This is a genomic window from Winogradskyella damuponensis (assembly GCF_039538385.1).
Lineage (GTDB): Bacteria > Bacteroidota > Bacteroidia > Flavobacteriales > Flavobacteriaceae > Winogradskyella > Winogradskyella damuponensis.
The window spans coordinates 444,322-464,445 of record NZ_BAABCB010000018.1; the positions used below are offsets into that span (position 1 = coordinate 444,322).

The following is a 20,124-nucleotide window of genomic DNA, read 5'->3' on the forward strand; positions in this document are numbered from 1 at the left end:
TTTTTCGTTTTATAGATAAATCATAGCTTGAAGTGAAATCGTATTTGCATCCATTTCACCAAAACTCTGATTCATGTATTCTAATGTTAATTTTGAATTGTGTCCACTCATATACGCATTGATTCCTACACCTAAGGTAGACCTGTTATCATCAATAGCATCATAACTATGAGTTCCGTAACTGAGGTAAGGTTGAAATCTTGTCTTTAGTTTGTCTCCATTTAAAACATAACCAACATGACCATAGAGCATACTTCCTGTTCCGTAAACTTTGTATAAATAATTTTTTCCGTAATTGTTATTCTGATAAACCGCATAAGCTGTAATAGCACTTCCGTTTTCACCAATTGGTGCATCGTAAAAAGCATCTACTGCAAATATGGATACATCTTCTCCAACAATAGCTGTACCTGTATTTATCACAGCACCTTTAGGATGTAGAAAGAAACCAGCACCAATATTGAATACTTTTTTCTCACCTAAATAAGTTCCAACTTTGTAAGGTAAAAAGTTAGACTCTTGATCTAAAAAATGGTAATCAAAATAACCAGCGTAAGTTTTTCCTGCTGCTTTAGATCCAAGACTAGAACGTCCGTTATAAACCGCAGCACCATCAACAACAGCTGTTTGAGTATCTAATGAAGCCACAGAAGCATCATTAATAGCTACTCGATATTGCAGCTTATTGAAACTTCCTTTCATAAAGACTCCTATATGTCTCGCAAATTGGTCTGATAAACCAAGAGTTGCCCATGACTGACGATTGTTATCTAGCGTCATGATATTTAGCGTACTCTGATTGTTTAGTCTTGAAATTCCATTAAAATAATGTAAACCACCACCTACAATATGATTTTTACCTAAACTGTATTGTGCCCAAACATCGTGAAAGAAAAGCTGAGAGCCGTCACCTTCACCGGTTGGACTTAAGGTAGTGCTCGTTAAACTGTTTAATCCAAAATGTGTAAGAATTAAAAAGTCTTTGTTGATTTGAGCAAACATTAAAACCCTAGCGCGACGTAAATTGAAGTTTAACTTACTGTTTTCATTACCATTACCATCAAAAGTTTTATCGGTATTGTAATTGGCTTGAACTTGCGCCCAAGAAATTAATCGGAGATATTTTGAGCCATCTTCGTTGAATTTAAATTTAAGGCCACCCGAATAATCAGGTGAACCTTGGGCAATCATAAATTGAAAGAACATTATAAACAGTCCTATCAACAAAAAAGTTGATTTCTTCATGGTTTAAAAAAGATTAGTTAGTACTTAAATTAATTCTGTGTGCCCTACTAAGCTCTTAAAAACATCTGTTTAATTAATAATTTATATACTTATTTGCTAATTTGATATATTAATCCTTAAAACGCTCCCATTTAATGAGCATAAATTTATCTCCCAACTCAGTCACAACAACACCTGCACCTTTTATATTTTCAGTTTCTAAAAAATACTTACCAAGTTCACTAGCATTTAAAATCCTATATGTTGGATGATAGTTTGTATTATATGGGCGCTTAATATTGTATTTTTTCACCCAATTCATCACACTTACATGCGAAACCCCAAGAATCCTTTCAATTTCTCTATAAGTAAGACCTTCTAAGTAAAGCTGCAATGACTTATTAACGTAATAGTCGTCTATCTTCTTACCTATTTTATTAACCGTAAAATAATAGTTGCATTTTTTACATCTATACCGCTGTCTTTTATTGACAATCCCGCTTTTAACGTACTGATCGCTACTACAATTTGGACATAAATCTATAGTCATATATATTTATTTAGCATAAATATACCAAATTAGCAATAAAAATAATTAGGAATAGTTAAAATATTTCATTTTTATTAAAAACAAACCCTAAAACTTATCATATTAGCTGTAATTTGAAATAAAATTATGAAAACACAAAAAGCCCATATACATAGTATATGGACTCTTTAGATATATATTCTTGAAGTTATTCGTCTTTCATATTAAAGTAAGCGTTCTCTTCTTCGGTTAGTAATCGCGAATGAATTAAAAACCTGAGTCCCAAAGGAATCTCTAACGAAAAACTCGCTCCTCTACCTTCCGTAACGTCTACAGTTAAGTGGGTATGTTTCCAATATTCAAACTGATCTTGATTCATATAAAAACTAACCCCTTCAACTTCACCTAAACGTATATCACTTTCATCTAGATACATGTCTCCTTTTTCAAAAATCATTGGCGCAGAGCCATCACAACAACCTCCACTTTGATGAAAGATTAATTCACCATGTTTCGCTTTTAATTGTCTTACAACCTCTGCAGCTTTATCTGTTATTTCTACTCGTTTCATAATTTATGGTATAAAAAAAAGGCTGAATTACATCTATTAATCCAGCCTTAATCAGCTATTAATTAACTTCTAAAAGAAGCCTAATTTGTTCTTATCGTAAGAAATTAACATGTTCTTGGTTTGTCTGTAATGACTCATCATCATTAAATGATTCTCTCTACCAAACCCAGATTTCTTATAGCCTCCAAATGGTGCATGAGCAGGATAAGCATGATAACAGTTTACCCAAACACGACCTGCTTTAATCGCTCTTGGTATTTGGTATAATTGGTGAGCATCACGTGTCCAAACTCCAGCTCCTAAGCCATAAAGCGTATCATTTGCAATTTCTATAGCTTCAGCTTCATCTTTAAACTTTGTCACACACACCACTGGACCAAAAATTTCTTCTTGAAATACACGCATTTTATTGTGACCTTCTAAAATTGTAGGCTTAATATAATAACCGTTAGCCAAATCACCTTCTAATTTATTAGCTTCTCCACCTGTTAAAACTTTAGCCCCTTCTTCTCTTCCAATTTCAAAATAAGATTGTATTTTTTCATATTGATCATTAGACGCTTGTGCTCCAACCATAGAATTCACATCATAAGGACTTGTTTGCACAATAGCCTCTGTTCTTGCTACAACACGCTCCATAAACGCATCATAAATATCTTCTTGCACTAAAATTCTAGAAGGACACGTACAAACTTCACCCTGATTAAAGGCAAACAAAACAGCTCCTTCAATAGCTTTATCTAAAAAGGCATCATCTTCATCCATTACACTATTAAAGAATACATTTGGGGACTTTCCACCTAATTCCATGGTCACTGGATTTAAGTTTTTAGAAGCATATTGCATAATTAACTGTCCAGTTGTAGTTTCTCCTGTAAAAGCCACTTTATCCACTTTAGAACTCGACGCTAAAGGCTTTCCGGCTTCTGGTCCAAAACCATGAACAATATTTAATACACCTGGAGGAAACACATCTGCAATTTTCTCCATTAACAATGTTGCAGATGATGGAGTTTGTTCTGCAGGTTTTAAAACCACACAGTTACCAGTTGCTAAAGCAGGAGGTAATTTCCACGATAACATTAATAAAGGAAAGTTCCATGGAATAATTTGACCAACCACACCTAAGGGCTCTTTAATATTCATAGACAAAGTGTTCTGATCTAATTCTGTAGCACTGCCTTCTTCTGACCTAATACATGCTGCAAAATAACGCCAATGATCTACAGATAAAGGGATATCGGCATTTAAGGTTTCACGAATTGGCTTACCATTATCACAAGTTTCAACAACAGCGAATTCTTCTAAATTAGCTTCAATAATATCTGCTACTTTATTTAAAAGCGTAGCACGTTCTGTTGCTGAGGTATTTCCCCAAGCCTCTTTAGCTGCATTTGCTGCATCAACAGCATTTTCTATATCTTCCTTTTGCGATCTAGGATATTTTGCAATTAATGTGCCATCTACAGGAGAGGTGTTTTCAAAATATTCTCCACCTACGGGTGGCACAAATTTTCCATTAATAAAATTGAAATACTTTTCTTTAAATTGTGGTTTAGAATAACTCATACCTTAACGTGTTTATTTATTAGTTTATAATTTTAATAGCCAAAAAACTGACTATTTAATAATTTTGATAAAGTTATTTTATCATATTCCAAATAACTTGAACATATTTATTATATTTTTGAACATATCTATTATTAACAATTTTTAAGACTATTTTTTTGTAATATTGAATATGAGCAACTTATTATCTCAACATAAAAGCCATAGAAAACTAACTACTTTAGTAGAGAATAGAACGACTTATAATGCTGAATACGCAGAGCTTAATATTTATGAAACACATGCTATAGCAGAAAAAGTATCATTAAAATTTGACTTCCCTATTATTGCAAGTATGCTCACCGGAAAAAAAGTAATGCACCTAGAAGGTTTTGATGCTTTTGATTTTTTCCCTGGAGAATCTGTTGTAATGCCAACTAATAAGGAAATGATCATTGATTTCCCTATCGCAACTAAAAACAAACCAACCCAATGCTTAGCTCTAGGAATTGATGCCTTTAAAATAGAAGAAGTTGTAGGAAAATTTAATCACAATGTGGCTATTGAAAATGAAAACAATAATTGGGATTTAGACGAATCTGCATCACACCTTATAAATAATGTTGATGTCAACCATTTAATAGAACGACTAACTTACACATTTACAAACACTAATAAATCCAAAGATGTCTTATTAGATTTAATGATTCAAGAATTAATTATAAGATTACTTCAAACCAAAGCCAAATCTCTAATTACTAATGACACTCATATTTTTACAGATACTAGAATCGGGACTGTCATTAAATTCATTAAAGAAAATTTAACCAATAAGGACATCTCAGTAGACCAATTAGCAGAGAAAGCTTATATGAGCACCTCTCATTTTCACAAACAGTTTAAAAATACTTTAGGCATCTCTCCCATTGATTATATCAATTCAGAAAAAATTAAATTTTCTAAAAAACTCATCAAAACATCTCAGAATTTAAGAATGTCTGAAATTGCATTTAAATCGGGATTTAACAACACCAGTTACTTTAACCGACAATTTAAAAAAATGGAAATGATGACACCTCATCAGTTTAAAGCATCTATAAGTAAATAGATCATCTATTTTAATTTTAGCAAACATTATCACATATTAAGGCAATTATCTTTTTATTTCTAGCATGGTTAATTATATTAGCATTCTAGACACCCCTTTTACATGATCAAAAAACTACTTGCCTGCGCTTCTATCCTCTTGTTTATTTCCATATCCCATAGCCAACGAAAAATAGAACCAGACGCTTCCGATATTGCTAAAGCCAAAGCTCTTAAAGAAAAATTTGACCACAAAGACGACGAGATAGCACTCGAAGAAAGTACTGATTATGTCACCTTTGATTTTGATAGCAGAAACAAAAAAGTAACGGTTAATCATGATTTAAAAGAAAAAATGATAAACATGATTTCTCGTGCTGATATTCAGAAGTATTCTTTTTATAATGACCAATCTACAATAGAAGAATTCGAAATCTTATATAAAAATAACAAAAGTGCTGGTTTTTATATTAAAGATGAAGCCTCTATAAGTAGCGATTTATTTCATGTAGATTCTAGAGTAAAATTTACAAATGTAGATTTTCCGTTGCAAGGATACCGTTACGGCACTCATATTTTAAAGACTTACAAAGACATTAAATATTTTACCAAACTCTATTTTAATGATTCTTATCCGATTGAAAAAAAGGTGATTTCTGTTGAAATTCCCGATTGGTTAAACCTTGAATTAAAAGAATTAAACTTTGAAGGTTATACTATTGAAAAAACCATAACACCCAACTCAAAAAACAAATCTAAAATTTACACTTACACTTTTAAAGATGTACCTGCAATGCATAAAGTTTCAAATGCTCCAGGACCAACTTATGTATATCCTCATTTATTAATCTTAGCAAAATCGTACACCAAAAAAGGTGAAACTCAACCAATATTTAACTCTACTCAAGACCTTTATAATTGGTATAAATCTCTGGTAAACAGTTTAGAAAACGACAATACAGATCTAAAATCTAAAGTTACAGAACTAACCAAAGATGCTAAAACCGACGAAGAAAAAATAAAAAATATTTATTATTGGGTACAAGACAACATTAGGTATATCGCCTTTGAAGATGGTATCGCTGGATTTAAACCAGACGAAGCAGCTAATGTGTTCAACAAAAGATATGGTGACTGTAAAGGCATGGCAAATTTAACCAAGCAAATGCTAATTGAAGCAGGCTTTGATGCTCGACTAACTTGGATTGGCACCAAACATATTGCTTATGATTATTCTACCCCAAATTTATCAGTAGATAATCACATGATTTGTACTTTGTTTAAAGATGATGACATCCTATTTTTAGATGGAACAGAAAAATTTAATGCTCTTGGCGAATACGCCGACCGTATTCAAGGCAAGCAAGTTTTAATTGAAGACAACGATGCCTTTATTTTGAAACACGTACCAACAAGCGATGTTGCTTTTAATAAAGAATTCTACAATTATCAACTCACTTTAGATAACGAAACACTAACTGGTAAAGTAAAAAAGGAATTTAATGGAGAAAGCAGATCTAGTCTCTTATACTACTTTGATCAGTTAAAAACAGATAAAAAAGATGAATTCTTAGAAGCTTATTTAAGTAGCGCTGACAGCAACAGAAAAGTGAGCAACATTACCACATCAGATTTAACTAACAGAGAACTTAACGTTACTATTTCCCATGATCTTACGGTAAAAAATGCCGTTTCAACCTTTGACAACTCTATATACATAGATCTCGATTTGGATAAGGAATTTAGTAATTACGAATTAAAGGAACGTGATGTGGACTTTATATTCAGTTCAAAAAAATATTTGGAATCTACAACAGAATTAAAAATTCCAAATGGCTATAGCGTTACTCACCTTCCAAATGACATTGAGGTGTCAAGTAATAATTACGACTTATCCGTAAGCTTTAAAAATGAAAACAATACGTTGACATACAAAAAACTATTCCAAATTAAGAATGCAAAAATCGAAACTAAGGATTTTGAAGAGTGGAATACATTTATAAAAGATCTCAACACCCTTTACCAAGAACAAATAATCCTTACTAAAAATTAAGGACACCAAAAGCACATGTTTACACCAACGGCATGTAATATTAAAAATTAAATAAATTAAAACACATGAAAATTAAAGGACTAACCGCTTTCCTATTATTTTTTTCTATTTCTATTTTTTCACAAACTAAAGAAGAATTAGCAGCAAAAGACTTTTTTTGGGGAACAAACGACACATATAAAAATGTTACAGAAGTACCCCAAAAATGGACTAACGAATCTGCTGTAATACTATACAAAAACGAAAATTACGATTTCCATAAATTTGGAAAAAACGTAACCTACACAAGCTCTATAAGACAACGTATAAAATTATTAGACAAAGCTGCCGTAGAAGAGTTTTCAGAATTTGCATTTAAAAAACGTTTTAGATCAGATAAAGGTCGTTTTTCATGGAAAGAAAAAGGGAACAATTATATTGGTGTAAAAATTGTAAAACCAAATGGTACTGAAATAGAGATTGATGTTGAAGAAGAATCTGTTGAAGTTGATGGTGAAACCAAAGTTGCTATTGCTAATTTAGAAATAGGAGATATTATTGATTACTATTTTTACCGATTAGAACCCTTTAAAACAACTTATGCTTTTGGATTTAATCCCGTTGAAACTTATTTAGGTGAGGAATATCCTGTCGTAGATTTTAAGCTATTTTTTGAAACTGAAAATGATTTTTTTATCAATTTCAACTCTTTTAATGGAGCGCCAAAGTTAACTGAAATTCCAACAGAAAAACGCAGTATAAGACGTTATGAACTTGTCGCTTCAGATATTGAAAAAATTCAATCTACTCGTTGGTCTTATCCACTTTTAGAATTACCATCTTATAAATTTCAGGTCTATTTTGCAAGATCTGGGAAGTTTGAAGATAGAGCCTTAGCCTTTTTACCAGAAAAAGAAGATATTATTAAAACATCTGTTTCAAAAGACGAAGTTTTAGAACTTTATGACAACCGCTTTAAACCAGACGGAGATGTTGGAGATGTTAAGCGCTTCTTTAAAAAGAAAACCTTTGCAAATGATGCCGAAAAAGTAACTGAAGCTTATTATTTTATGCGTCATTATTACTTAACACGTTTTGTGGAAGCTATGATTGTAAAGGATGCAGAAATCATGAGCTATCCGTTTATGAACTATGGTAATCCTGTGTTTATTCAAAATCAGAAACAATTTGTACGCCATTTCACAGAATTCTTAAAACGTGAAAAAATTAAATATGAAATTGTCGTTGCTAAAAAACGCTATGATGGTAGTATTGACGATTTATTAATTGAAAAAAATGTCAACGTACTTATTAAAGTAAAAACCGCTACCCCTCTTTATGCTGAGCTATTTAGTATACACACTAATATTAATGAGTTTTCACCTTTAATAGAAGGTACTGATGTTTACCTACTTTCTCCAACTAGAAATAGAATTGATGTCATTGAAAAAGGAAAGCTTCCTGTATCAAGACATTTAGATAATGAAACAAAAAAAGATATCACCGTTAGTTTAAATGATGATTTCTCAGGAATGAACCTTACATCTGTAAACAGTTACAAAGGGCATTCTAAAAAAGACGAACAATATGAGCGTTTAATGTTTACGGATTACGTTACCGAAGATTACGCGAAATACGAAACCGCATCATTTATAGAGCTTATTAAACGTAAAAAAGATAAAATTAGATATAAAAAAGAGTTAGATGCTTTAGCCGAAAAAATTAAGGCAAAACAAGTGGAACGCTTTGAAAAAAGTGCCAAGGCAGAGTTTCAAGTTGAAGACATTGAAGATTACACATACGAGATTAATGAGACAGGACGTTACGCTTTAGATTCATACCTAAAGTTTACTGAAAGTTTTAAAATCAAAAATGCATTAATCAAAAAAGCAGGTCCAAACTATATTCTTGAAATAGGAAAACTTATCGGAGGTCAAATAGATCTTGAAGAAAAAGAACGCCAACGTACTTCAAACATATATACGACTAATGCAAGAAGTTTTAATTATAACATTACATTAAACATTCCAGAAGGCTACACTGTTAATGGTTTAGATAAATTAAATAAAACTATTGATAATGAAACTGGAGCTTTTATAAGTAGCGCTAAAGTTGAAGGAAATCAACTTATTATTAGCACTTCTAAACAATACAAGCACAATTTTGAACCTAACACTAATTGGAGCAAAATGATAGCATTTTTAGACGAAGCAAATCAGTTTACTAATGAAAAAATATTACTGAAGAAAAAGTAATTTTTTAGAAACAATTTAAACGACCTCTTATAATTTATCTCCAATTATAAGAGGTTGTTTTTTTAACTCAATTTTTATCTTGTTTTAGTTGACTGATATAACGTTTCAATTCTTTAATTACTCTTGGTGCTAAAAGAATTGTTGCAACCATTGTTGGAATTGCCATTAAAGCAAACACACCATCAATGAGATTAATCATCATACTTAAACTTGTAGTCGCTCCAATAAGAATACTTAAAATATAAAAGTAATTATAATAATGTTTTTTATCGGCTCCAAAAAGAAAGGACATACATTTAGTTCCATAATAAGAATATGAGAATAATGAACTCATACTAAAAACGGCAATACAAATTAGTAATAAGTATTTACCGTAGTTTGGCATTACATCTGCAAAAGCAGAAGCCGTAAGACTAACACCATTATCAGAAGTAGTTTCCCAAACTCCAGTCACCAAAATAGCCAAAGCCGTTAGTGTACATACAATTATTGTATCTATGGCAGGTCCTAGCATTGCCACCAAACCTTCACGTATAGGCTCGTCCGTTTTTGCTGCTCCATGTGCCATTGGCGCTGTACCAATTCCGGCTTCATTAGAGAACGCTCCACGTTTAATACCATGAAGAATTAAAGCTCCTAAAACACCTCCTAAAAAAGTATCATCTTTTGGATAATAATTAGCGGCAAAAGCATCTGTAAATATCAGTTTTAAATAATACAATAGCACATCGCTATGTGCCACAAGAATAACAATAACCAACACAAAATACAAAGCCACCATACTAGGCACTAAACGCGACGCTACGTTTCCAATGCGCTTAATACCACCTAAAATAACTAAAGATGTAATACTTATTAAAACAGCACCTATAATTAGGTTAGATTTCAACCCTACTTCTACTCCATTTGGAATTAATAAAATATCATTTAAGGCTTGCGTCAATTGGTTCACATTAAAAACAGGCAAAGCACCTATAAGACCACAAAAACTAAAAAATATAGCTAAAGGTTTCCAAGATTTACCTAAACCTTCCATAATAAAATACATTGGACCACCTTGAATTTCTCCAGCACTATCCTTACCTCTATACATAATTGCTAAGGTTGATGTAAAAAATTTGGTAGACATACCAACCACTGCGCTAATCCACATCCAAAACACAGCACCAGGTCCGCCTACAGATATGGCTACAGCAACACCTGCAATATTTCCCATACCAACAGTTGCCGACAATGCTGTTGTTAAAGCCTGAAAATGTGAAATTTCACCAGGGTCATTTGGATCATCATATTTTCCGCGAAGCACATTCAAAGCGTGACCTAAATACCGAAAAGGTAAAAAGTGAGACCGTATTAATAAATATAAACCTCCACCAATTAATAAAATAAGCAAAGGCAAACCCCAAGCTAATGATGAAAAGTCACTGAGTAGTTGATTTAAAAATTCCATAGATGATAAATGTAGTAAACGGTTTGAATTTATGGTATAATGTTTACAATTAATTTAACAACAGAAATGTAAGTTACTGATTTTAAAACAGTAAAACACCAACTTTACTTATCAGTGGCTATAGCCCTTTAAAATAAAACAATATCTTAATGCTAAGCGCAAGTCCAAAAAAGTATCACAGTATTTTATTCCAACTCTAAAATAGTACATTTGCATACCAACCAATTTTAACTTGAGCGCAAACCGTTTATATTTTATAGATGCTGTAAGGGCATTCGCTATCTTAATGATGCTACAAGGGCACTTTATAGATACACTGCTAGAAACTTCATACAGAAGCCATAATTATACTGCGTTTAAAGTTTGGGAATACTTTAGAGGAATTACCGCACCTACCTTTTTTACAATTTCGGGACTTATTTTTTCATATTTATTGATACGAGCTAAACAAAACGGAACAATAAAAAAACGTATGCACAAAGGTATAATACGAGGCTTAATGCTAATTAGTATTGGTTATTTGTTGCGTGCACCTATTTTTGAATGGCTAATGGGTAAATTCTCTAATTATTTTTTAGTTATTGACGTACTGCAATGCATTGGCCTATCACTTATACTCATTGTATGCATCTATAAGCTCACCTTAAAAAAAACGTTGCTATTTTCAATCATAATGTTACTTTTAGGTTTGGCCATTTTTATAACAGAACCTTTGTATCGTTATTTAGAATTACCTGAAGTTCCTATATTAATATCAAACTATTTATCTAAGGCTAACGGTTCTATTTTCACCATAATACCTTGGTTTGGTTATGTAGCCTTTGGTGCTTTTATAGCCACATTATTTTATCGCTACGTCGAACGCCCAAAATTTAAAACAGCTATTGTCTCTGGTTTTTTCGTCTTTGGAATTGCACTCATTTTTGGGTCTTCTGAAGTATTAATGAGACTATATTACGCTTTAGACATTTCAATTTTAAAAGAGGTTGCTTATTATAATTATTTGTTTACTCGCCTAGGCAATGTACTAATTCTGTTCTCTTTATTCTATTTAGCAGAAAACTACATCAAACAACCATTAATTCTAAAAATTGGTCAAAAAACGCTATCTATTTATGTTATTCATTTTATCATCATTTATGGTAGTTTTACAGGTCTTGGACTGCATCAACTTATTGGCAAAACTTTAGAACCTTGGCAAGCTGTTATTGGTGCCGTACTATTTCTTTCTGTAGTTTGTTTTATCTCGTTTTATTACGCTAAGACTAATGAATTTGTCTATTCTAATTTGCAGAAAATTATTGATAAAATTAAGAAATATACACGTTAGATTCCTTTAGTTTATTTATTTTTATAATTATAAAAATGGTTAGCAAAATGAAAATTCACCAATTAACAACTCTAATCCTTCTATTAAGCTTTTTCTCTTGTGACAGAATAGCCAACAAAACAAAAGAAGGAATAAACAGAGGTGGTGAAGTTGTTGGAGAAAGTGCCACGGAGTTTTTTGAAGGTGTTTCTGAAGGAGTTGACAAAACATTGGAATGTAAAATTATACTTTCAAATGACTTACAAAAAAACGGCATAAAAACTGGTGCTTACGTTATTGATAGTCAATCTAGCAGCAATAAAAATAAACTCACCTTATATATCATGTTTGATACAGATTTTAACAAGGAAGTTATCGCTAAAGCTTATAACAAATCTGAATTGGAAATCGGTAGAGCAAAAACGACAATACAAGGACAAGAAGGTGATGCTGGTTATTACACGTTTTTGTTTAACAAACAGACTGACATCGGTTTTAGAAATACAATTATCATCGAATAAAGAAGCTCATCTCATTATGGATGACCTTTCTCTTTTATGGCAATTAAATCTCATTCGAATAAAAGAATATAAGCTAAAAGCACTCCGTTTCATTTCATTTGTTTGTAGCCTAAATTTCAATTAGCTTAGCTTTTCTTAAATTACAAGCAAATACTATTTATGGGTTTTACCGACGCTATTACCGCTTTAGTACCATTTTCAGAAGATGAATTAAATGATATCCTAAATCATTTTAAAACGAAAGCTGTCTCTAAAAATGAAATTCTAGTTCATGAAGGTGAGGTATGCAAATACTTATACTTTATAGAACAAGGTATGTGCCGGAGTTATTACCTTAACGAAAATCAAAAAGACATTACGCAATGGTTTTTTTCAAATGGTAAATTTATGTCTAGTGCTGATAGTTTTTTTCAAAAAAAACCTAGCTTATATTACTTAGAAGTTCTTGAAGATTCTGTTTTATATTTCATCTCTAAAGACAACTTAGAAATCTTATTTTCAAAATATCCCAAAATGGAAAAATTGGGCCGACTCGTCATTACCGAAATGTTAAGCAATGTTGTTCATAAACTCAATGCCATTCAATTTCAAACCGCAAGAGAACGCTACGATTATATGCTAGCCGAATTTCCCGATATTGCCTACCAAGTTTCACTAGGTCATATAGCATCTTATTTAGGCATGGCACAAGAAACCTTAAGTCGTATTAGAAACCACGATGCTAGCCATTAAAACCTCATATACACTCACTTTTTGATATAAGTCAAAAATAAATTCCGAATACATTAATATCTTTGTATAGTAATTAAAAGCTATGCAAAATGAACCTAAAAAAAGTCATACTAAATAGTATCATCATTACACTTATTGGCATATCTCCAACGGTCATTTCGGCACAAGAGTTAGACCCAATTTTAAATGATTTAATCCACAAAGGACTTCAAAAAAATCACACTATAAAAAGTAATCGTATTGAATCAGAACAAGCCAAAGTAGATCAACAAATGGCAAAATCTGTTTTCTTACCTAGAATTACCTTTAGCGGAAGCTATACGCGTTTAAATGACGACATTACTTTTGACGATGACACCAAAGCGTTATTAATAGAAACTCAAAAACTTATTATTAAAGATGCTATAGGTCTGCCTTTTAATTCGCCTTTTCCTGAAGATATTCCATTACAGGAAGCCGCCAACTTGCAGGACAAGAATATCCTAAAATCCTCTGTGGACTTAGATTGGGTATTATTCAGTGGTTTTGAAGCTAGCCATGCACTTAAGGCAAGTAAACATAAAGAATCTTCTTTACATTATGTAGGTCTAGCCGAAGCCGATAAAATCGCTTTACAAATTATTGAAACTTACGATAAATTAGCACTTGTAAAAGCCTCAAAAAAAGTTTTAACCACCACAGAAAACTATTTAAATGAGCAAACTTTTTATGTCAAAAAAGCCATTAAAAATGGTTTAGCGACACCAATTAGCAGAAAAAAAATTGAACTCGCCCAACAACAATTAAAAGCTAAACAAATCGATTATGAACATAAAACCACTCTATTAATAGAAGTGCTTCATCAATTAACAGGAGAACCCAAAGCCAACTTGCGATTACTTAGTCCAGAATTACAATTGTTTGCATTTAACGCCGCTTCAGACACAAAAAAACGAAATGAAATTAAGGCCTTAGAAGAAGCTGAAAAAGCCACCAACTATAAGGCAAAAATGGAAAAAAGTAATTTTATACCTAAGGTTGCACTTAAAGGCCATTATGAGTTTATTGAAGATAATCTGTCCTTATTAGATCCCAAATGGTTTATAGGCGCAGGTATTAAATGGCATGTTTTTGATGGTAACTCATCACGATTAAAAAGTAAAAAAACACGACTAGAAAGTGAAAAACTAAAAGAACAGATTGATGATGCCAACGAAAAAATTGCCTTAAGTATTACCAAAGCACAATTAACTTACGAAGCTGCCATTGAAAACACTAAGGTGGTTGAAAAAGAAATTGAATTAGCTCAAGAAACTTATAATTTAGTTAATCAACAATACAAAAATAATTTGGCTTCAATCAATGAGGTTCTCGATGCTTTAAACGATGTAGAAAAAGCCAATTTTAAACTGCAAGAATCATTCTATAATGAGCGAAGAGCTGTTACAGAACTGCTTCATGCTAAAGGTATACTTACATATTAATTCAATAACGCTATACAATGAACACTTATAAAACTTTCATCCTCAGTTTTTTTACACTGTTACTCCTTCAATCGTGTAAGCACGACCCAATTACACCTTTAAGGGGAAAAGTAAAATTTGAAACCATTGCTGTTAGTAGTAAAATACCTGGACGTATTAATGCCATATATGTTGAAGAAGGACAAACGGTAAAAAAAGGAGATACTTTAGCTTTGCTTAATATTCCTGAAGTGAATGCTAAACTACTACAAGCTAATGGTGCAATTACAGCAGCACAAGGCCAATTAAGCATGGCTCATAATGGTGCCACATCCGAACAATTAAATCAGATTGAAGGTCAATTAGAAGCCGGAAAAGCCCAATTAGAGTTTGCACAAGAATCTTACCAAAGGCTACAAAACATGTATCAAGACTCTTTAGTTAGCCAACAGCAATTTGACGAAGTAAAAATGAAATTAAAAATGGCAAAAGCTCAAGTTGCTAGTTTAGAAGCCAAACGCGATGAAGTAAAAAAAGGAACACGAACTGAACAAATAGAACAAGCTAAAGGACAATTAGAGCGAGCACTTGGAGCAAAAGAAGAGGTACTTTCGGCTTCAAATGAACAATATGTCATTGCGCCTGCAACGATGTCTATAGAAACTATTAGTTTAGAAGAAGGCGAATTATTAACGGCTGGATTTACCTTATTCAACGGTTATAAAACAGAAAGTGTGTATTTCAGGTTTACAGTTCCGGAATCAAAAATTTATGATTTTGAAGTCGGAAAACACCTCACCATAATTAACCCATACACTAAAATAGAAACCACAGCTAAAATCGTTGCTATAAAACAATTGGCGCAGTATGCAGACATAACAAGTACAGCACCTCTGTACCAATTATCGGAGTCTATATACGAATTAAAAGTTGTACCAACAGCCGATGTTTCTGAACAAAAGTTTTTCAGTAATGCGACCATGCTCATAAAAAATTAGGTAATGAAAACATTTATAAACTTACTTAAAATTGAGTTTAAACGCATTTTTTCAAATGGTGTTTTACTTGCTATTTTTTTTGGTGCACCTATTGGCTACGGTATTTTATTTGGCTATGTATACCAACAAGCAAAAGTTGTCGATTTACCTGTTGTCATTATAGATCAAGATCAAAGTCCAACAACAGATAAAATTATTGATGCTTTTGAAGATAATGAAGTGTTACTTGTTGTAGATGTACGGTCTTCTGACGTCAATATTATAAACGAAATGCCTGTAGAACAATATGCTGCGGTTATTACCTTACCTTCAGATTTTGAAAAAAATATTCTACAGAAAAATCATCCTGAAGTACGTATTGATCTTAATATGGCTAATATTTTAAATGCCAACACGGCAAGCAAAAATATAAGTTCGGTTTTAATGACATTAAATGCAGGCATAGAAATCGAAGGACTTAAAAAGCAAGGCCTGCATCCTACACAAGCAAAAGCAGCTTATGAAAGCTTTAAAATAAATTTTAACAAGCTCTACAATTCTACAGGGAACTATGTTACGTTTATGCTACCAGGTTTACTAGCTGCAATTATGCAACAGGTTATTTTCCTAGCAATGGCATTGGTGTTTTCTAGAGATTTTGAAGATGGCTACTTTATTACCTTAACAAAAAAAAGCAAGTCTTCATTTTATCATGTTATGTTAAAAGCCACTCCATTTCTTATAATGCTTCCTATAATGTGGTTATTTGTTAGTCTGCTCTTTCCGTATTTTAATATTACAGCAGCTATTTTTAATATCCCAATGCTAATTTTAACCCTATTATTAACACTAGCTTCTATGGGAATTGGTATGCTCTTTTCTATTGCCATACCAAGTCAGCTAAAAGCTACAGAGTTATTAATGGTTATTTCTACACCAGCATTTATACTAAGCGGATTTACATGGCCAACGATAGCTATACCAGATTTTATTACTAGCATAGCACAATTTATTCCTGTGACACAGTTCTTAAGTGGTTTTAGAACAATTGCTTTTTACGATGGAGATGTTTCGGCTATAGCTTCGGAAATTAAAATGTTAATATTAATAATTATTGTCACTTTTATTGCGATGATTGCACTCCTTCAATTTAAAATTAACACCTCTGTAAAAAAACAAAACATGGCTTAAAAACTACTCAGAATTAAAACCTAAAAGTAGAACCGTAGTAAATTTATAGCTGATTATAGTTTTTGAAGTATTATGAGATAATCTACAGACTATAACAAATTACTTAACCATAAAAAAGGCCAACTCATTATAGATAATCTTTCTTTAGCATAACAATTAAATTCACTCTGATGAAAGAATATGAGTTAATAGCATTCTACTTACGTACTTTTGTAGGGAATGGTTTTACACCTCTTTAAACTAATTGTAATCCTATGGAACACATCGTTGAAAAATTTTATACAGCTCTAAGTAATTGTGATGGCCCAACCATGATATCTTGTTATCATAAAGACATCGTTTTTGAAGATCCTGCCTTTGGAACATTAAAAGGAGAACGTGCTAAAGCCATGTGGTTAATGTTATGCGAATCGCAAAACGGAAAAGGATTTAACGTTGAGTTTTCAGCCATAAAAGCTAATGACAAATCAGGTTCTGCACACTGGGAAGCTATTTATAATTTTAGCAAAACAGGAAGAAAAGTACATAATAAGATTGATGCTAAGTTTGAATTTAAAGATGGTTTGATAATTAAACATACAGACAAATTCAATTTACATAAATGGGCCAAACAAGCTATGGGAATTAAAGGTTTTTTCTTTGGAGGGATGACCTTCTTTAAAAACAAGCTTCAAAGCCAGACCAATTATACTTTAGATAAATACATAAAAAATAAAAAAGCCATCTAACGAATTAGATAGCTTTTGGGACAATGTTTCTTTTTAGGGACTTGGAGTTTACTTTATGTTTCATTGCTATTTTTAACACTTCAAAATTAATGCCAAAACGTTAAATTACGGTCCATTAGCTGTATTCTTTTACCTTTCCTACAACTCCTTTAAAAAAGGATTTCATATATTTAAAATCTGCCTCAATATTGTCAGTAGGATAAAATGGTTCTGACACCTTATTCTGTTTATTCTCAAAATCAAAAGTGTACATTATAATTGGAACATTGGCTTTTTTTGCGATATAGTAAAATCCTGTTTTCCATTTTTCGACTTTTTTTCTAGTCCCTTCTGGTGATAATGCCAACCTAAACTCATCTTCTCCTTCAAATAACTTAGCTATAGTTTCTACTTTATTTTGACCAGAAGTTCTATCTAAAGCTTTTCCACCTACTGCTCTAAAGTAATAACCAAATGGCCATACAAAAAGCTCTTTTTTTCCAACAAAATTAGTTTTTACTTGTGTTACACTCCTTAATAACAGAGACAAATAAAAATCGACCCAACTGGTATGCGGTGCAGCAATGATAACAGCTTTCTTAATGGTATCTTTAGAAAAGTTGGTATTACCAACCACTTTCCACCCCATGATTTTAAAATATATAATTTTAGCTAACCAACGCATCTAGCACTATTATTTTATTAATATTTAATAATTTTTTAAAGTGTTATGCCGATACAATTGACTTTAAATAAAAACTAAAATGATTTTAATGAATACACTTAAAGCCGTATCGGTATTACATTTTTTTGTAGAGCTCCAATAGCTTTTCTCTAGTAATAACCGTTCTCCAGTTCTTACCAATGGCATTTTCCCATAGTGGCTCTAAACTCAAAGCAACATCTATCATAATATCAAACTGATCTTGTTCTAAATCGGCACAAATACCTTGTGGTAATTTAATATTATGTTTGGCTTTCATCTGTTTAAAAATGGCAACACCTTCTGGATAATATTCTTCTAAATGATCAAATACAATACAATTTCCAATACCATGTTTTACTCCTAAAAGGTAACCTAAACCATAACTCATAGCATGTGCAACACCAACTTGCGAATAGGCAATACTCATACCTCCATGCCAAGATGCCATCATTAATTTGTCTTGTGATTCTTCAGGACTTAATGAGTCTCCTAAAAATATTTCCTTACAAAGTTCATATGCTTTTTCGCCATAACTTTGGCTAAATGCATTTAAATATGTTCCTGTAAGCGACTCTACACAATGCACAAAACAATCCATACCAGTGTAAAACCACTGATCTTTTGGAACATCTTTAGTTAATTCTGGATCTAATATCACTTGGTAAAAAGGGGTGTGATCACTGTTAATACCAAGTTTACGAACAGGACCAGTTAAAATTGTAGTCCTAGACACTTCTGCGCCTGTTCCTGAGATTGTTGGAATTCCTACATGATAAATTGCAGGATGTTTAATTAAATCCCAACCTTGATAGTCTTTAGATTCACCTTTATTGGTAAGCATTAAAGATACTGCTTTTGCAATATCTAAAACCGTACCTCCTCCAATACCTATGATACCTGACGGCAGCTCACTATATTCTAATATAATATCTTCTACCAACTGATCTATTTGATCTGTTCTCGGTTCCTCTTTGGTAGGTATATATATTATTTTATCCTTGTAGGATAATGTTATACGAGAGGTTAACCAATGATTGCCTTTAAAGACATCATCAACATAAAATATAAATGGTGCGTTTCTTCCTTTGCGCTTTGGGGCGAGAATCTCATCGAGTTGATTAAAACTTCCTCGTCCAAAAACAACTCTGGACACCATTGGATAATTTTTGAATATCATTTACTTTATATCTTTAACAAAAATAATAACTTAGTTTATATTTAATAACTATTTAAATGAAATTGTAATTTTTCATTAAATAGTCCAATATGATAGCCATCTACCAAGGCGTGATTAACACTGATAGCGACTTGCATTTCTTTTTTTGACTCTACACGTTCCATTCTGCTAAACGCTAATTTTGGTATAGAGTCTTTATCTCCTTTAAACGGTTCTTTATGACCTGTAAAATTGACCCATGGCAAAGATGAACAATGCACACAATCCATTGAATTTACAGGTGGAAATAAATCATTAGAACCAAATATTCTTTCTTTTTCTTTTAAAAAATTATTCTGAAATTTAAAAATATCTTTATCATAGTTTACAAACGAGAACCCAAATGTTTTATTAGGTCTTAAAATTGTTGGTGATGCATGAATGGTATCAAACATAACAACCTCGTTAGCTTCATTTATTCTGTATTTTAGATTTTCAACATCATTTATGGCCTGCATTGTGGCATGTAAATAAGTCACAAAAAAAGATGTTGCATTATCGTGTGAAAACTCATAAGCATTTGTGACATCTACTTTAAATGTAACCGCAAAATAAGGGTCTACAAACGTATTAAAGAACTCAAAATGAGCTTGCCTATTCCATGTATGCTTATCTAGTATTTTCAATT

18 protein-coding genes are annotated in these 20,124 nt (G+C 32.1%); 10 read left to right on the forward strand and 8 right to left on the reverse strand.

The features are described from left to right. Positions 1-9 precede the first annotated feature (9 nt). The 4 genes from ABD730_RS10570 to ABD730_RS10585 all read right to left on the reverse strand — a co-directional run bounded on the left by ABD730_RS10570 (position 10) and on the right by ABD730_RS10585 (position 3,893). Positions 10-1,245, reverse strand: coding sequence for a hypothetical protein (locus ABD730_RS10570; RefSeq protein WP_344714440.1), 1,236 nt, complete (start codon positions 1,243-1,245; stop codon positions 10-12). Between the two features lie 109 nt (positions 1,246-1,354). Next, entirely contained in the window at positions 1,355-1,774 is a 420-nt protein-coding gene (locus tag ABD730_RS10575) for an IS1/IS1595 family N-terminal zinc-binding domain-containing protein (protein WP_344714442.1), read from the reverse strand. Between the two features lie 187 nt (positions 1,775-1,961). Beyond that, positions 1,962-2,324, reverse strand: coding sequence for a DUF779 domain-containing protein (locus tag ABD730_RS10580; protein ID WP_334466470.1), 363 nt, complete (start codon positions 2,322-2,324; stop codon positions 1,962-1,964). Positions 2,325-2,393: 69 nt separating this feature from the next. Next, positions 2,394-3,893, reverse strand: a complete 1,500-nt coding sequence (locus ABD730_RS10585; RefSeq protein WP_334466472.1) for an aldehyde dehydrogenase family protein — start codon at positions 3,891-3,893, stop codon at positions 2,394-2,396. A 172-nt stretch (positions 3,894-4,065) separates the two neighbouring features. Here ABD730_RS10585 and ABD730_RS10590 point away from each other — a divergent pair, with 172 nt between their 5' ends. The 3 genes from ABD730_RS10590 (at position 4,066) to ABD730_RS10600 (ending at position 9,245) form a co-directional block, all read left to right on the forward strand. Next, entirely contained in the window at positions 4,066-4,980 is a 915-nt protein-coding gene (locus ABD730_RS10590; protein ID WP_215925937.1) for an AraC family transcriptional regulator, read from the forward strand. 102 nt (positions 4,981-5,082) lie between these two features. After that, complete coding sequence (locus ABD730_RS10595) at positions 5,083-7,011, forward strand: transglutaminase domain-containing protein (protein ID WP_334466475.1); 1,929 nt, start codon at positions 5,083-5,085, stop codon at positions 7,009-7,011. 65 nt (positions 7,012-7,076) lie between these two features. Further along, complete coding sequence (locus ABD730_RS10600; RefSeq protein ID WP_344714446.1) at positions 7,077-9,245, forward strand: hypothetical protein; 2,169 nt, start codon at positions 7,077-7,079, stop codon at positions 9,243-9,245. A 67-nt stretch (positions 9,246-9,312) separates the two neighbouring features. Here the strand turns inward: ABD730_RS10600 and ABD730_RS10605 are convergent, their stop codons facing one another. After that, entirely contained in the window at positions 9,313-10,695 is a 1,383-nt protein-coding gene (locus ABD730_RS10605; protein ID WP_334466479.1) for an alanine/glycine:cation symporter family protein, read from the reverse strand. A 232-nt stretch (positions 10,696-10,927) separates the two neighbouring features. Between ABD730_RS10605 and ABD730_RS10610 the strand changes: the two genes are divergently transcribed. The 7 genes from ABD730_RS10610 (at position 10,928) to ABD730_RS10640 (ending at position 17,595) form a co-directional block, all read left to right on the forward strand. Further along, complete coding sequence (locus ABD730_RS10610; RefSeq protein WP_344714448.1) at positions 10,928-12,025, forward strand: heparan-alpha-glucosaminide N-acetyltransferase domain-containing protein; 1,098 nt, start codon at positions 10,928-10,930, stop codon at positions 12,023-12,025. A gap of 47 nt (positions 12,026-12,072) precedes the next feature. Continuing rightward, on the forward strand, positions 12,073-12,525 hold the full coding sequence (locus ABD730_RS10615) for a hypothetical protein (RefSeq protein ID WP_344714450.1): 453 nt from the start codon (positions 12,073-12,075) through the stop codon (positions 12,523-12,525). Positions 12,526-12,684: 159 nt separating this feature from the next. Beyond that, the gene (locus ABD730_RS10620) at positions 12,685-13,257 is read left to right on the forward strand and encodes a Crp/Fnr family transcriptional regulator (protein ID WP_334466493.1); all 573 of its coding nucleotides are present in this window, start codon (positions 12,685-12,687) and stop codon (positions 13,255-13,257) included. 89 nt (positions 13,258-13,346) lie between these two features. Next, entirely contained in the window at positions 13,347-14,720 is a 1,374-nt protein-coding gene (locus ABD730_RS10625; RefSeq protein ID WP_334466495.1) for a TolC family protein, read from the forward strand. A 17-nt stretch (positions 14,721-14,737) separates the two neighbouring features. Then, a complete protein-coding gene (locus ABD730_RS10630) occupies positions 14,738-15,697 on the forward strand; it encodes an HlyD family secretion protein (protein ID WP_344714454.1) in 960 nt (319 codons plus the stop codon). Between the two features lie 3 nt (positions 15,698-15,700). Then, positions 15,701-16,867 (forward strand): ABC transporter permease, encoded by a 1,167-nt coding sequence (locus ABD730_RS10635; RefSeq protein ID WP_344714456.1) that lies wholly within the window; start codon positions 15,701-15,703, stop codon positions 16,865-16,867. A 254-nt stretch (positions 16,868-17,121) separates the two neighbouring features. After that, on the forward strand, positions 17,122-17,595 hold the full coding sequence (locus ABD730_RS10640) for a nuclear transport factor 2 family protein (RefSeq protein ID WP_334466503.1): 474 nt from the start codon (positions 17,122-17,124) through the stop codon (positions 17,593-17,595). A 115-nt stretch (positions 17,596-17,710) separates the two neighbouring features. On the opposite strand, the gene ABD730_RS10645 is transcribed toward ABD730_RS10640, so the two are convergent. The 3 genes from ABD730_RS10645 to ABD730_RS10655 all read right to left on the reverse strand — a co-directional run bounded on the left by ABD730_RS10645 (position 17,711) and on the right by ABD730_RS10655 (position 20,122). Continuing rightward, positions 17,711-18,259, reverse strand: coding sequence for a 1-acyl-sn-glycerol-3-phosphate acyltransferase (locus tag ABD730_RS10645; RefSeq protein WP_215925961.1), 549 nt, complete (start codon positions 18,257-18,259; stop codon positions 17,711-17,713). A 115-nt stretch (positions 18,260-18,374) separates the two neighbouring features. Continuing rightward, a complete protein-coding gene (locus tag ABD730_RS10650; RefSeq protein ID WP_215925963.1) occupies positions 18,375-19,457 on the reverse strand; it encodes an iron-containing alcohol dehydrogenase family protein in 1,083 nt (360 codons plus the stop codon). Positions 19,458-19,498: 41 nt separating this feature from the next. After that, on the reverse strand, positions 19,499-20,122 hold the full coding sequence (locus ABD730_RS10655) for a CatA-like O-acetyltransferase (RefSeq protein ID WP_344714459.1): 624 nt from the start codon (positions 20,120-20,122) through the stop codon (positions 19,499-19,501). Positions 20,123-20,124: the final 2 nt, after the last annotated feature.